The sequence below is a fragment of the Sphaerisporangium melleum genome (assembly GCF_014646695.1).
GTDB lineage: Bacteria > Actinomycetota > Actinomycetes > Streptosporangiales > Streptosporangiaceae > Sphaerisporangium > Sphaerisporangium melleum.
The window spans coordinates 174,183-188,612 of the sequence record NZ_BMNT01000002.1; the positions used below are offsets into that span (position 1 = coordinate 174,183).

The window sequence follows — 14,430 nt, forward strand, 5'->3', positions numbered from 1 at the left end:
TCGCCCCCATGCCACCGAAACCCTCCCCCTCTGACGACGGCCAGGACCTGCCCCCCCTCGGAGCCGTCCTGCCGGACCCATCGTCGGCGGGAATCCTCACCGGGCTCTGACCGGGCCGCCCCCATCAGCCCTCTGCCACCCGAATGCCGTCCTCTCCATCCCCCGGCCCCTCTCGGTCCCCGCCCTCATGCCGCCGAAGTGCTGCTCTCCCTGGTCGTTCCCATCTTCGGGCGGCGTCCCGGGCACGGCAGGTGGCCCGCCCGGCGGACGTCGCGTGGTTATCCACAGGCCCCGGCAGGCGGGCACCGGATGGCGCCGGTGACGGGTAACGTACGGCCCGGGTCACAGGTCAGGGCCCAGGTCCGGACGTCGATCCGGGCCGTCCATGAGCGACCGGCCGGGGGTGACGTGGTGGCAGGACGAACGCCGGGCGGTGCCGTCCGGCGGCGCCACTCCGAGATGCCCTTGAGGGCGGCTTTCCCGCTCACCGTCCGGACACGAGGAACGCGGGTGGGAACGGACGCACGGCGTCCGCCGGCATCCGGAAGGAGCCACGGGTGACCACACCGGCCCGGTCCCGGGCAGGCGGCGAGCATGCCATGAGCGGCATGGATGGGCGGCAGCAGCCCGGCGCGCCAGAGCGACGGTCCACGTTCGGCATACGGGTGCGGGCGTGGCCGGCGTGGGCACGGCGCGCCGCAGGGAGGCACCGCTGGTTCCTGGGGGTGCTCGGGCTCGGCGCGGCGCTGCGGGTGGTGGCCATGCTCGGCTACCGGCCCGCGCTGTGGTTCCCCGACTCCTACACCTACGTGGTGACGGCGTTGCGTCCCCGTCCCGATCTCGTACGCCCCGCCGGGTACTCCATGTTCCTGCGCCTGCTGGAGCCGTTCCACTCCTTCGGGGGCGTGGTCGCCGTCCAGCACCTCCTCGGGCTGGCCATGGGCGTGCTGGTCTACGCCGCCGTGCTGCGGGCGGGCGGGCGGGTGTGGGCGGCGGTGCCCGCCACCGTGCCGGTGCTGCTGGACGCCTACCAGGTGCAGCTCGAGCACCTGCTCGTCTCCGACACCCTCTTCGCCTTCCTGCTGGTGGCAGCCGTCTTCGTCCTGCTCGGCCGGCGTGGTCCGATCGTCTGGCGGGCGGCGGCCGGGGCGGGGGCGCTGCTGGGCGCGGCGACCCTCACCCGGACGATCGGCCTGCCGCTGATCGCGGTGGTCGCCGCCTGGCTCCTGCTCCCCCGCACCGCCTCCGTGAAGCGCCGCCGGGCGAGCGAGGACGCCCACCGGGCCGATTCCCCGGCCTCCTCAGCCGCTCCGGGCCCGGGGAACGTCACGCTCGACCCCACTCCCCCTTCCTCAGGTGCGGAGCCATCCCTGCCGGAGCGCGGAGTGACAGCCGGCCGAACACCCCGGAACCGGTCGCCCGGCATGCCCACTCGGGGCAGGATCCGGGCCTGGCTCCCAGGCGCACCCATTCGGGGCAGGGCAGGGCTGGCGGGGGTGCTGGTCGCGGCGGCGCTGGTGCCGATCGTGGGGTACGGAGCCTGGTTCTGGGGCACCTACCAGCGGTTCGGCATCGTGGGCGCCAACGGGGTGTTCCTGTACGGGCGCACGATGTCGTTCGCCGACTGCGCGGTGCTGCGGCCGCCGCCCGACCTGGCGGTGCTGTGCGACGACCGGCCGCCCTCCCGGCGCCCGCCGTCCCAGTGGTACGTCTGGGCGCCTGACGCGCCGCTGGTGAAGCTGCCGGGCATCACCTTCACCCAGGAGACCGACCGGCTCGCGGGACGGTTCGCGTTCCTCGCGCTGCGCGGTCAGCCCGCCGACTACGCGGCCTCGGTGCTCACCGAGCTGGCCAGGTCGTTCTCCTGGGGGCGGCCGGTCTATCCTGACCGGGAGACCTACGACTACTACGAGTTCCCCACGCGCGCTCCCGCGCCGCCGGACGGCTACCCGGCCCGGCACGGCGCCGAGCTCGCGGTGCGCTACGAGCGCGGGGCCATCGACACGCGTGTGGTGGAGCCGTTCGCCGGGTGGCTGCGCGCCTACCAGGGCGTGGCCAGGACGCCCGGCACGGCGCTGCTCGCCGTCCTGCTGCTCCCCCCCGCCCTGGCCGCCGTCCGAGCCGTGCATGGCCGTCGCCGCAACCGCGCACCGGGTCATGCACCCACGTCGGACCACGCTCCCGCGCCGGGCTGCGCACCAGCGTCGGACCACGCCCCCGCACCGGGCTGCGCCCCCACGTCGGACCGTGTCTCCGCGGCAGACCGTGTCGCCACGCCGGACAGGACCAGCGCGCCGGCCGAAGGCTCCGGAGCGGACGCGGCGGCCGGCGCCGATGGGCGATGGAGGGGCCGTGGGACGGGGTGGGCGTTGCCGTGGGTCGTGGCGGTGTCGTTGCTGGTGCTTCCTGCGGCCACAGCGGAGTTCGACTACCGCTACGTCCTGCCCGCCGTCCCGCTGGCGTGCCTCGCCGCCGCACTCCTTACGGCGGGGCGGCCGGGCCGGTCAGAACGGCCGCGACCTGCCGATCCTGTGAACTTCCAGTAAAGTCACCGATTCCGTTATTCCAGGAAATAAGCTCAGGTCGGTATGCTTGGCGGCCGAATCGACCCCCTCTGGAGTAATCATGATCATGCACCTGTTCCTCCGATCATGCCGCCCAGAGCCGGGCCGGTGACCTAACCTCGTGACGAAATGAGCGAGCACCGATACGGCGCGCCGGTCACCGACCAGCGGGCGGCGTCCTCTCCATCCGGTCGCCGGGCGAGCCGCGGCCGGGCGATGGAGCCACCGGCCGAGGGCCCACCGCGCGAGGGAGGCCGTGGCCGCCGAGGCATTCCTCCCGACCCGCGGCAGTTCCCCCCGCCGCCGAGGCCGGCCGGCCCGCAGGGGCCGTACGAGAACCACCCGTCCGGGCCGCAGGACTTCCCGGCGTCCGGGCCGCAGGACTTCGCCACGGTAGAGGCGCCACGCGGCCGCCGCCAGCGTGGCGCCCCGGTCGAGCCGGCTCCGCCGACGGAGGAGTCACCGGCCCGGTCCCGGCGCCGGGGCGGCGGTCCCGGGGAGCCGCCCCTGCCGCCGCCCCCGCACGGCGGCGGCGACCGGCGCATGCGCCTCCTGGCCTATGTCAGCGTCGCGCTCACCGGCGTCCTGGTGCTGCTCGCGCTCACCGGCTACACGCTGTACCGCAACGTCCTGGGCGAGGTGCGCACCGAGGACGTCGCCGGCGACCTCAACGCCAACCGCCCGGTGAACGCCACCGGCGCGCTGAACGTCCTGGTGGTCGGCTCCGACTCGCGGGCCGGCGACAACAAGAAGTACGGCCAGCACATGGGCGACCTGGGCGAGCGCACCGACACGATCATCTTGATGCACGTGTCGCCGAACCGCGACAAGGCCACACTGATCAGCTTCCCGCGCGACTCGATGGTGCAGATCCCGTCGTGCAGGAACGCACGCACCGGAGCGACCATGCCGCCACGGCTCGACATGATCAACTCCGCCTTCAACGAGGGCAGCATGGCCTGCACGATCAACACGATCGAGGCGAACACCAAGATTCGTATCGACCACTTCATCAAGGTCGACTTCACCGGCTTCAAGGCCATCGTCGACGCGCTTGAGGGCATCCAGATCTGTGTGCCGCACGCCGTCGACGACCGGCAGGCCAAGCTCCACCTGGCGGCGGGCAAGCAGACCGTCAAGGGCGAGACCGCCCTCGCGTACGTCCGGGCCCGCCACTCCCTCGGCGACGGCAGCGACATCAGCCGCATCAAGCGCCAGCAGATCTTCCTGTCCCAGGTCGTGAAGAAGGCCACCAGCGGCGACACCCTCACCGATCCGGTCAAGCTGCTGGCCCTGATCAGGGCCGCCGCGCACTCGATCGTGACCGACCCGCAGCTCGACGTGGACACCATGTTCCAGATCGGGCAGAGCGCGCGCAGCCTCACCGCCAAGGGCATCAAGTTCGTCACGGTTCCCTGGCAGCCGTACCCGGAGGACAAGAACCGCGTGCAGTGGAAGCAGCCGGACGCGGGCAAGATGTTCGAGTCCCTGCGTACCGACGTCGAGGTGACCCCGAGCGCCAAGCCGAGCGCGGCCGCCTCCACCGGCCCCGCCAAGCCGGCGATCAAGCCCGGCCAGGTGCGCATCCAGGTGCTCAACGGCACCAACACCGCCGGCAAGGCCAGAGAGGTCGCCGAGGCCCTCGCGGCGCAGGGCTTCAAGGTCACCCAGGTCGGCGACGCGCGCAACGCCGACGGCACCGACCGGCCCAAGACCATGCTGCTGTACGCCAAGAACGCCACGGAGGGCGCCGGCTACGCGGCCCCGGTGTCCGACAAGGTCGTGCCCAAGGTCGCCCCGGCCGCGGGCAAGGTCAAGGCCGCGCTGCTGCAGCCGTTCACCCCGTCGGTGAACGCCACGGCGCCCGCCGGGACGACCGCGACGCCGCCGGCCGGCTCGCCCATCATCCAGCTGGTCATCGGCGCCGACTTCAAGAACGTCAAGGTCCCGGTCACCATCCCCGACAGCGCCCGGGTCGTGGACGCCAAGACCGACGTCTGCAGCACCTGACCCGTCAAGGCGGCACGAGGGCCCGGTCCGATTCCCCCGGACCGGGCCCTTTTCCATGCCCGCGCCGGCCTGCGGGACCGGCTCCGCGGCGGCCGATCCCGGATGCCGGCGACCGGCCCCGAAAGGGCGGCCGACCTGGGGTGGACCTGTGCGGAAGGCGATGCGGACGGTCGTGGGAGAGGTGGCGGGCCAGGGCAACTTGCTGGTCCGTCGCGACATTTGAAGATCGGAGCGTTAGGGTGGATGATCTGGCAGGCGTGTTCTCGGGTCCCGTTCCGCCGCATCGGCCGAGGATGACCGCCACCATCAGAAGGTGCCCCTGGTTCCCGACAGATAGCCGAGCGTTTCCCCCGTGAGTGACTCCAGATCCTCTTTCCAGGCATCGGCATCCCGCACCGAAGGCGTCTCCACCGGCGCCGGCGGGGCCGCTCCGCCCGATGGACGAGGACAGGTGCCCGCCGACCCACTCGCGGCTCCCGGCACGGGCTCCGGCTCGCCCGAGGAGGACGCGCCCACCGCTCGCTGGCCGATCCCCGACTACGCCGAGCCGCCCACGGGAGCCTGGGACCGCCACCGCTCCCCCACCGGCGACCACGACGGCGGGCCGCGCTGGCCCGCCCCCGACTTCGCCGCGGGTGCGTCCGGCGCGAGCGCTGGCGCCGGCCACGGCACGGGTGGCGCCGGCGATGCGAACAGCACGTCCGGCGGGTACGGAACGAGCAACGGGCTCGACGCGTACGGCACGACCAGCGGGCCCGATGCCGGCGGTGCGTCCGGCGGCGCCAGGCTGCCGCGGCGCGCCCCGCGCTCGGGCCGGCCGCCGGCCGCCGACGATCCCGAGACCTTCACCTTCGACCGCCCCGACTGGGACGACCACGGCTCCGCCCGTCAGAGGCAGGACGCCGGCTCTTCCCGAACGGACGGGCACGCCGCCCCCGCCTGGCACGACCAGCGCCCGACCCAGGACGGCCGGCCCACGGCCCAGGAGGGCCGGTGGGAGGCCGAGCGGCCGGCGCACGAGGGCCGTGCCGCCTGGCAGGGCGGGCGGCCCGAGCGCGATGACCACCGCGCCGCCCGCGAGGACCACGTGGCCGCCGAGCCCGCCGCGGACGGTTTCTCCTACTGGCAGCGCCCCGCCGTCCACGAGTCCGCCGCGCCCGTTCTCACCGGCGCGATGACCGCCGGGCCGGGCGCCGCCTGGGGAGGTCAGCCCGGCCGGCCCGCCGACCCCGCGATGGACGACTGGGACCGGCCCGCGCCCGAGGAGGCGCCCCCGCCGCCACAGCCGGCCAAGCGCGCCCGCGAGCCGTACCTGGACAACGTGAAGTTCCTGCTCATCGCGCTGGTGCCCGCCGGGCACGCGCTCGTGCCCACGCTGTCGGCGCACTCCTCGCGCGCGGCCTACCTGTTCATCTACGTGTTCCACATGCCGCTGTTCGTGATCATCAGTGGCTATCTGAGCCGCAACTTCTGGAACTCCAACGCCAAGACCAACAAGCTCGTCGACACCTTCCTTGTGCCGTACGTGATCGTGGAGATCGGCTACGCCGTGCTCCGCTTCGCGCTGGGACAGAAGTGGAGCCTAACGATCATCGATCCGGCCTGGCTGAACTGGTACCTGCTGGCGCTGCTGCTGTGGCGGCTCTCCACGCCCGTGTGGAAGCGCATGCGCTACCCGCTGCCGATCGCGGTCGCGGTGTACCTCCTCGCCGGCCTGTCCGACCTGCCGGGCGACTTCAGCATGGACCGCTTCTTCGGGCTGATGCCGTTCTTCGTCCTCGGCCTGTGGCTGCAGCCGCGCCACTTCGAGATGCTGAACCGCGTGTGGGTGAAGATCCTCTCGGTCGTCGTGCTCGTCGGCGCGGCGGGGGTGGCGATCCTCATCGCGCCGCACGTGCCGCTCGACCCGATCTACTACAAGGACAGCTACGCCGAGCTGCACCTGTCCTGGTGGCTGGGCATGGCCATGCGCGCCGGGCTCCTGGTCGCCGCGCTGACCGTCTCGGTGGCGATCCTCGCGCTGGTGCCGCGCCGCAACACGTGGTTCTCCGAGCTCGGCACCCGCACGCTGTACTGCTACCTGCTGCACGGCGTCCCCGTGCTGATCGCCAAAGAGATGGGCTGGCTGAGCTTCCCCTGGCTGTACGGGCCGCTCGGGGTGATGGCCATCATGTGCAGCGCCTTCGCCCTGGCGATCCTGCTGTGCCTGCCCGAGACGCGCACCGTGTTCAAGTGGCTGCTCGAACCACGTCTGGTCTGGCTTTATCGCAGGCCGTCCGGCCAGGCCAGGCAGGCGGCGTCCTAACGGCGGATGTTCAGCCGCATTTCCTTTGTGATTCACGGTACGCACCCGGGCAGGATGGCAACGGCGCTCAGCATCGACACATGAAGGTATGTGTCGGCACGGTCGTCCACCACCCGGAGGACGCGCGGATCATGCACCGTCAGATCCGGGCGCTGCTCGACGCCGGGCACGAGGTGACGTACGTCGCGCCGTTCACCCACTGCAACGTCACCCCGCCCCAGGAGATCCGGGCGATCGATGTGCCGCGCGCCGTCGGCCTGCGCCGTGGGCACGCGCTGAACGCGGCGCGTGCCGCGCTCCGCAAGGGTGTGCGGGACGCCGATCTGCTGCTGATCCACGACATCGAGCTGCTGTTCGCGCTGCCGCGACGACGTCCGGCCACGGTGTGGGACGTGCACGAGGACACTGTGGGCGCCCTGGACACCAAGACCTACCTTCCGCCGTCCGCGCGCCGGATGCTGCCCGGCCTGCTGCGCCGCATCGAGCACCGGGCCGAGCGGCGGCTGCACCTGATCCTCGCCGAGGCGGCCTACCGCGACCGCTTCGCCGGCGACCACCCCGTGATCCCGAACACCACCTACGTCCCCGAGACGCCGCCGCCGCTGCCCGGCGCGAACCGCGTGATCTACGTCGGCCAGCTCTCCGAGGCCAGGGGCGCGCTGGAGATGATCGAGCTGGCGCGCAGGCTCCGTCCGCACGGCATCCGGCTGGACCTGGTCGGCGCGGCCGATCCCGAGGTGCGCCCTGCCTTGCGCGACGCGCAGCGTGAGGGTCTGCTCGACTGGTTCGGGTACGTGCCCAACGATCACGCGCTGCGCATGGTCCACGGGGCGCTGGCCGGGCTCTCGCTGCTGCACGACGTGCCGAACTACCGGCAGTCGCTGCCCACCAAGGTCATCGAGTACATGGCCAGGGGCGTGCCGGTGGTCACCACGCCGCTGCCGCTCGCCGCCTCGATCGTCGGCCGCGCCGACTGCGGGGTGATCGTCCCCTACGGCGACGTGGACGCGGTCGCGCAGGCCGTGCTGCGGCTGCGCGACGACCCCGAGCGGCGGGTCGTGATGGGCGCCCACGGGTACGCCGAGGCGCGCGGCCACTACCACTGGCCCGACCAGGCCCGCGAGTTCGTGGCCCGGCTGGAGGAGTGGGCCACCGCACCCGCCCTGGCCCCCGCCCGCACCCACGCCGCCCTCGCCTGACCGCCCCGGCTTCCGCGTCAACCACGCCGCCCTCGCCCGAAGCCCCGGCTTCCGCGCCGGCCCCCGCGTCAACCCACGCCGCCCTCGCTCGACCGCTCCGGCTTTCCCGCCCTCCGTCCTTCCGTCCCGCCGCACCGCATCCATGTCCACCGCGTCCGCCGGCAGATGCGTCGCCGTCATCGGCGCATGCACGCTCGCCGGCGGCCACGACACCCTCGATCGGAGTCCCCGCTTCCGCGCACCCACCTGCTCCCGGCCTTCGCCCAAGGCGCATAGGGGGCAAGCCATCCGTGGCGCACCTCCACCGAACCACCTCGCGTCGCCATACGGCCGTCGGGAACGACGGCGGATCCGGTCCCCGTACGGCTGGCGCCCGACATGCTTGGTTGGTGTACTGGACGCTGTGACTAGCCATCTCATCCAGGGACGCCGGGTCACCATGCCCGTGGAGGTCAGGGACGCCGCCGTCTGCGCCGCCCTCTACCTGGTCCGGGCCGGCGCCGCCCGCGCCGTGCTCGCCTACTCCGATCTGGACGTCACCGAGGTGCTGCCCGGCCGGGCGCTGTGCGTGCTGGGTTTCATCCGGTACAACGACGGCGACCTCGGCTCCTACAACGAGTTCGGCATGGGCTTCGTGGTCCGCCCGCCGGGCGCGGCGCGGCCCACCGCGCGCGGCGCGCTGGCCGGGCTCGCCGACCTGCGCCGGCACGGCGCGGGCGCGTTCGTCCACTGGCTGCCGGTGGACCAGGGCTTCACTCTGGAGGCCGGCCGGTCGATCTGGGGGTTCCCCAAGGAGATGGCCGAGGTGGACATCCGGCTGTCCTCCCCCTACAAGCGGTGCGTGCTGCGCAAGGACGGCCGCCTGGTGATCGACCTGCTGCTCCGCCCCGGCATGCCCGTACCCGGCCCACCCCCGCCAGGCATCCCCATCCCCGGCCTGACCGTCCCGGGCGGCGGCTCGATCGACCTGGACGCCTACACCCGTCTGGACGGGGTGACCCGGCGCATCCCCTGGACGACCCGTCTCCGCGGCCTGCGCGCCCGCCCCGGCGGAGCGCTGATCAGGCTCGGCAACCATCCCATCGCCAAAGAACTCAGCGAACTGGGCCTCCCCAAACGCGCCCTACTGACCGCCACCGCCACCCGCGTGAAAATGACCTTCCACCCCGCCCACCCCCTCCGCGATCCTCAGCCGCACGACCACTGACACCGTCTCGTCCGGCGGCATCGTCCGTCAGAAGGTGCGGTCCTGGCTCCGGGCCGGCTTGGCCAGGCCGGTGATGATCATGTGATGCAGGAGGGCGTAGGTGTCGTCCGTGTCGGCGGGCAGGCCGAAGCCTCCGGCGGTCTCCAGGACGGCGAAGCCATGGGCGGCGGCGCGCAGGCATCGCGTCGCGTGGATGACGTCAGCCCCCTTCAGCCCGTACCCGCGGAGCGCGCCGACCACGATGCCGACCAGCGCGTCGGCCGCCTTGGCCTGGGCGCCACCCTCGGGGGGCGCGGCCTGGCTCATCGCGGCGTACCGGCCGGGGTTGGCGACGGCGTAGTCCCGGTAGGCGTGCATGAAGGCGCGCAACGCCTCGTCTCCGGAGCGGCCGAGCAGCGCCTCGCGCAACCGGTCCGCCAGCTCGTTCATGACGCGCACGGACACCAGGTCGTTGAGTTCAGCAAGGTTGCGCACGTGCTTGTACAGCGACGGCGTGGCGACGCCCGCGCGCCCGGCCACCGCCGCCAGGGTGACCGCGGCCGGGCCGTCCTCGTCGATGATGGCGAGCGCGAGGTCGACGACCGCGTCCGGCGAGAGCCCCGCCCTAGCCACGGATGTCGTCCTTCAGAAAGCGCAGCATGGCCTCGGCGACCTCGGCGGGGAACTGCGCGTGCGGGTAGTGGCCGGCGCCGTCGATCATCGTGACGACGCCACGCCCAGCCGGCATTTCGGCGACGACGCCCTCGGCCTCGGCCCGCGGGTCGGCCCAGTCGGGGTCGAGAGTGCCCATGACGACCAGCGCGGGAACGGTGAGGTTCGGGAGCTGGGCGCCGGCGTCGGTGGGCGCGGACGTGCCCATCTTGCTTACCACTGCCATCCGTTCCGGTCGGCGCAGCGCGGTCGCCAGGTCGGACATGTACGCGTCGTAGTCGGCGGGCCGGATGCCGGGGTAGGCGTGGTCGAGGTAGCGGCGCCAGAACTTGATGCTGCGCAGCGTTGCGGTGGCCATCAGCAGTGCGATGCCCTTGCGGTGCCGCCCGTTCCGCAACAGGCCACCGAAGTCGATGTTCTGCGCCCGGGTGAACGGGCCGATCTCGACGACCGCGCTGACCAGTTCGGGGTGGCGGGCGGCGGCGATGGTGGCCGCACCGCCGGAGAAGGAGTGCCCGACGAGCACCGCCGGCCCGCCCAGGTGGCGGATGAGCGCGATCAGGTCGGCGGCGACGTCGGTGCGGGTGTAGGTGGGCCAGCCGGTGCTCGACTCCCCGTGACCGCGCAGGTCCACCGCGGCGACCCGGTACCCGGCCGCGACCAGGCGGGGCGCCAGCAGCCGGTACGCCCGCCGGCCGTCCCCCATGCCGTGCGCCAGTACGACCAGCGGCCCCTCGCCCGACACGTCGTAGGCGAGCCGTCCATCCCCGACCTCAAGGAACTCCGTCACGATGCCCTCCATCCGTTCAGCTACTCTGCTTAGCCTTAAAGCTAATGGCATTAGCTGGCGCCGTCAAGGCATCACCGTGACCGCTCGTGCGACCTCAGCACCGCGCCGGCGCGCTCACGACCAGGCTCCAGGGCTCGAACTCTTGGGGGCGGTCAACGGTGCGTCGCATCCGCCGTCGATCTCCTCGAAATCCCCTAAATCCGTAAGTGGTTGTCTAAAGTCGGAGCGTGAGCGGAGAGCTAGCACCGCAGTCGCCGGAAATGCGGATGTCCGACGCCGATCGTGAGCGGGTCGCCGAGAGACTGCAGGCCGCGATGGGTGAAGGACGGCTGACGGGCGAGGAGTTCACCCAGCGCCTGAACGCGGTGCTCGCCGCGCGCACGTTCGGCGAGGTCGAGCCGCTCCTCGCCGACCTGCCGGGGGCGCCGATGTCGGCGCCGATCCGGGATCGGGCCGAGCTGCGCACCACGGCGGCCTCCCTGAAACGGCGCGGCCAGTGGACCGTGCCCCGGCAGCTCCTGGTGACCGCCAAGGCCGGGTCGGTGAAGCTCGACTTCACCGACACCCGGATCCCGCACCGGGTCGTCGAGATCGACCTCGACGTGACCGCCGGTTCCACTGTGCTGGTGCTGCCGCGTGGTGCCACGGTGGACGTCGAGGACGTCGAGATGATCGCGGGCAGCGCCAAGGTGCGCAAGGTGACGACTTCCCCCATTCCCGGCGACGGGCTGCACTTCGTGGTGCGCGGCAAACAGCGCTTCGGCAGCCTCGTCGTCCGCACCCAGCGCCGCCTCGGCCCCTGGAGGTGGTGACCATTCACCCTCTCGACGGGACGCGCTGAGGCTTTCGCGCTTTCGGCCATTATCATCCCGTGATGGGATATCTCGATCTGCTCCGCGGCCGGCACGTGCTCAGGCTGCTGGTGGGCACGCTGGTCGGACGCCTTCCCAGCGCCATGGCACCGCTGGCCATCCCGCTCGCGCTCCGGCAGTCCGGCGCGACGTACACGGTGATCGGCCTGGCGGTCGGTACGTTCGCCGTCGCCGCGGCGGTGGGCGGCCCGGTGCTCGGCCGCCTGGTCGACCGCGTGGGCCAGGTCCGGATCCTGGCCCCGGCCGCCGTCCTGGCCGGGATCGGCCTGATCGCCATCGCGGTCGCGCCATCGTCGCCGGCCATCGTCTTCACCGGCGCGGTCCTGGCGGGAGCGGCGACCCCGCCGCTCGAACCCTGCCTGCGGGCGCTGTGGCCGGACGTCGTCCCCCCGGGCAGGCTGGAGTCGGCCTACGCCCTCGACTCCGCGTCCCAGGAACTGGTCTTCATCGGCGGCCCACTGCTGGTCGGCGCCTGCCTCGCCTTCGCATCCCCCATGGGCGCGCTGTGGCTCGCGGCGCTCGTCGGCGGCCTCGGCGTCCTCGTCGTCGCCACCGCGCCGCCGACCCGCGCCTGGCGCGCCCCGGCCAGATCCGCCGACTGGCTCGGCCCGCTCACCAGCCCTGGCCTGCGTGTCCTGCTGGTGAGCCTCACCGGGGTCGGCGTGGCCCTCGGCACGCTGAACGTCCTGGTGATCGCCTACGCCGAGCGGCAGCAGGTGCCCGGTGGAGCGGCCCTGATGCTCGCCCTGAACGCCGGCGGCGCCCTCATCGGCGGGCTGGGCTACGGCGCCATCCGCTGGTCGTCCTCGCCGCGGCGGCGCCTCGTACTGCTGACCGCGGGCCTCGCCTGCTCCTACGCCCTGCTGTGCCTGGTGCCGTCCCCGCCGTACATGGCCGTCGTGATGGTGGTGACGGGCCTGTTCCTGGCACCCGTGCTGTCCGCGAGCTTCGTCCTGGTCGGCGACCTCGCCCCGGCCGGCACGGTCACCGAGGCGTTCGCCTGGCTGGTCACCCTGATGACCGTCGGCGTGGCCCTCGGCTCGACCGCCGTGGGCGCCGTCCTCGAACAGTCCACCCAGTCATGGGCCGCCGCCTGCGGAGTCCTCGGCACCGCCATCGGCCTCCTCATCCTCCTCACCGGCCGCCACCACCTCTCCCCCACCCCGACCCCCGCCAGCACCCCCTCGAGCACATCCACCTGACCCACCACCGGCAAGCGGCGCCGACCGCAAGCGGCTGTGCGGACGATGATGCATGCCGCCCAGGGTGAAGGGAGCCGGGATCGAAGCGTGGACAGCGCAGCGCTGAAGTACAGTTCGGTGGACTGTACTTCAGTGGCGGGGTGGTGACTCTTGGTGGAGAAGCCGGATCACGTCTTCGGGCGTGACTGGGAGTGGGAGGCGCTGGCCGAGTTCGCGACCGGCTCGCAGGCCGAGGTGGCGTTCGGAGTGGTCAGCGGGCGGCGACGGCAGGGGAAGACGTTTCTGCTCAGGTCGTTGGCCGAGGCGCTGGGCGGCTTCTATTTCGAGGCGACCGAGGGCACCGACGTCGAATTGCTGCGCCTGTTCGGCATGGCCCTCGCGCGGCACACGGGCTCGCCGGTGGGATTCCCGTTCGCCGACTGGCGGGACGCGCTGACCTTCCTGTTCTCGCTCCCGAAGGACCGGCCGATGCCGCTGGTGATCGACGAGTTCCCGTACCTGATGAAGGCGAACCCCGCCATCGCGTCCATCCTGAAGCAGGAGATCGACCTGAGGGGTCGCACTCATGGGGGCAGCAGCAACGGGCGCCTGCTGATCTGCGGCTCCGCACTGTCGGTAATGGGCAAGGTCCTCGCCGGACAGGCGCCGCTGCGCGGTCGGGCGCGCCTGGAACTCCTCGTCCAGCCGCTGCCGTACCGCGAGGCGGCGCGGTTCTGGGATGTGCCGGATCCTCGGCTGGCCGCGATGCTGCATGCGGTCGTCGGCGGCACTCCGGCCTACCGCGACGAATTCGTGGCGGGCGACCGCCCGGCCTCACTCGCCGACTTCGACGCGTGGATCTCCCGTACGGTGCTCAACCGGCGTACGTCCCTGTTCCGGGAGGGACGCTATTTGCTGGCCGAGGAACCGGCCATCCGCGACCCGGCTCTGTACCACTCGGTGCTCGCGGCGGTCGCCGAGGGCAACAACACCTGGGGCGGCATCGCCGGGTACATCGGCCACAAATCAGCGGACATCGCCCACCCGCTCAACGTGCTGGAAGACTGCGGCCTGCTCGTCAAGGAGAAGGACGCCTTCCGCACCGGGCGGACGCGCTACCGCATCGCCGAGCCGCTGATCACCTTCTACCAGGCGATCATGCGCCCTGAGTGGACGGACCTCAGCCTCGGGCTGGCCGAGGAGGTCTGGGCACGCTCGCGCCAGCGCTTCCTGTCCAAGGTCATGGGACCGCACTTCGAGAACCTCTGCCGGGAATACGTCCTGCGGTACGGGCGGCACAACTTCGGGGAGGGCGGGATCGGGGAGGTCGTGGCCGGAACAGTGGCCGATCCGGGCGAGAGAGCACAGATCGACGTGGACATCGTCGTTCTCGGCGTGCCGTATCCCGGCGAACCCCGTGCGATCAAGTCGTTGGGCGAGGCCAAGTGGGACAAGGTCATGGATCTGCGGCACCTCGGCCGGTTGCGCCGGGCTCGCGATCTGCTGGCCGCCAAGGGCTACGAGACCGCCATCACGGTGCTCGCCTGCTACAGCGGTGCGGGCTTCGACGACGCCCTGCGCGCCGAGGCGGACCGGGACCCCCAGGTGCTGCTGGTAGACGTCCCCATGCTGTACGGGCTGGAGTGATCAT

At 72.3% G+C, this 14,430-nt stretch carries 10 protein-coding genes; 8 read left to right on the plus strand and 2 right to left on the minus strand.

The window, feature by feature from the left end; translation table 11 throughout:
• Positions 1-557 precede the first annotated feature (557 nt).
• The 5 genes from IEY93_RS02585 (at position 558) to IEY93_RS02605 (ending at position 9,285) form a co-directional block, all read left to right on the plus strand.
• On the plus strand, positions 558-2,546 hold the full coding sequence (locus IEY93_RS02585; protein WP_189161401.1) for a hypothetical protein: 1,989 nt from the start codon (positions 558-560) through the stop codon (positions 2,544-2,546).
• A 147-nt stretch (positions 2,547-2,693) separates the two neighbouring features.
• The gene (locus tag IEY93_RS02590; RefSeq protein ID WP_229690795.1) at positions 2,694-4,574 is read left to right on the plus strand and encodes an LCP family protein; all 1,881 of its coding nucleotides are present in this window, start codon (positions 2,694-2,696) and stop codon (positions 4,572-4,574) included.
• A 451-nt stretch (positions 4,575-5,025) separates the two neighbouring features.
• Positions 5,026-6,879 carry an acyltransferase family protein gene (locus IEY93_RS02595; protein WP_189161297.1) on the plus strand — a complete coding sequence of 618 codons (1,854 nt, stop codon included), beginning with the start codon at positions 5,026-5,028 and terminating at the stop codon, positions 6,877-6,879.
• An 80-nt stretch (positions 6,880-6,959) separates the two neighbouring features.
• Positions 6,960-8,078 (plus strand): glycosyltransferase, encoded by a 1,119-nt coding sequence (locus IEY93_RS02600; RefSeq protein WP_189161298.1) that lies wholly within the window; start codon positions 6,960-6,962, stop codon positions 8,076-8,078.
• A 403-nt stretch (positions 8,079-8,481) separates the two neighbouring features.
• Complete coding sequence (locus IEY93_RS02605) at positions 8,482-9,285, plus strand: acetoacetate decarboxylase family protein (RefSeq protein WP_189161299.1); 804 nt, start codon at positions 8,482-8,484, stop codon at positions 9,283-9,285.
• A 27-nt stretch (positions 9,286-9,312) separates the two neighbouring features.
• On the opposite strand, the gene IEY93_RS02610 is transcribed toward IEY93_RS02605, so the two are convergent.
• Positions 9,313-9,897 (minus strand): TetR/AcrR family transcriptional regulator, encoded by a 585-nt coding sequence (locus IEY93_RS02610; RefSeq protein WP_189161300.1) that lies wholly within the window; start codon positions 9,895-9,897, stop codon positions 9,313-9,315.
• On the minus strand, positions 9,890-10,726 hold the full coding sequence (locus tag IEY93_RS02615; RefSeq protein ID WP_189161301.1) for an alpha/beta fold hydrolase: 837 nt from the start codon (positions 10,724-10,726) through the stop codon (positions 9,890-9,892). Before IEY93_RS02615 ends, IEY93_RS02610 begins: the two co-directional genes overlap by 8 nt.
• 227 nt (positions 10,727-10,953) lie before the next feature.
• On the opposite strand from IEY93_RS02615, the gene IEY93_RS02620 reads away from it, so the two are divergent.
• The 3 genes from IEY93_RS02620 to IEY93_RS02630 all read left to right on the plus strand — a co-directional run bounded on the left by IEY93_RS02620 (position 10,954) and on the right by IEY93_RS02630 (position 14,426).
• Entirely contained in the window at positions 10,954-11,538 is a 585-nt protein-coding gene (locus IEY93_RS02620; protein WP_189161302.1) for a DUF1707 SHOCT-like domain-containing protein, read from the plus strand.
• A 62-nt stretch (positions 11,539-11,600) separates the two neighbouring features.
• A complete protein-coding gene (locus IEY93_RS02625) occupies positions 11,601-12,800 on the plus strand; it encodes an MFS transporter (RefSeq protein WP_189161303.1) in 1,200 nt (399 codons plus the stop codon).
• Positions 12,801-12,953: 153 nt separating this feature from the next.
• Complete coding sequence (locus IEY93_RS02630; RefSeq protein WP_189161304.1) at positions 12,954-14,426, plus strand: ATP-binding protein; 1,473 nt, start codon at positions 12,954-12,956, stop codon at positions 14,424-14,426.
• The last annotated feature ends 4 nt before the right edge of the window (positions 14,427-14,430 follow it).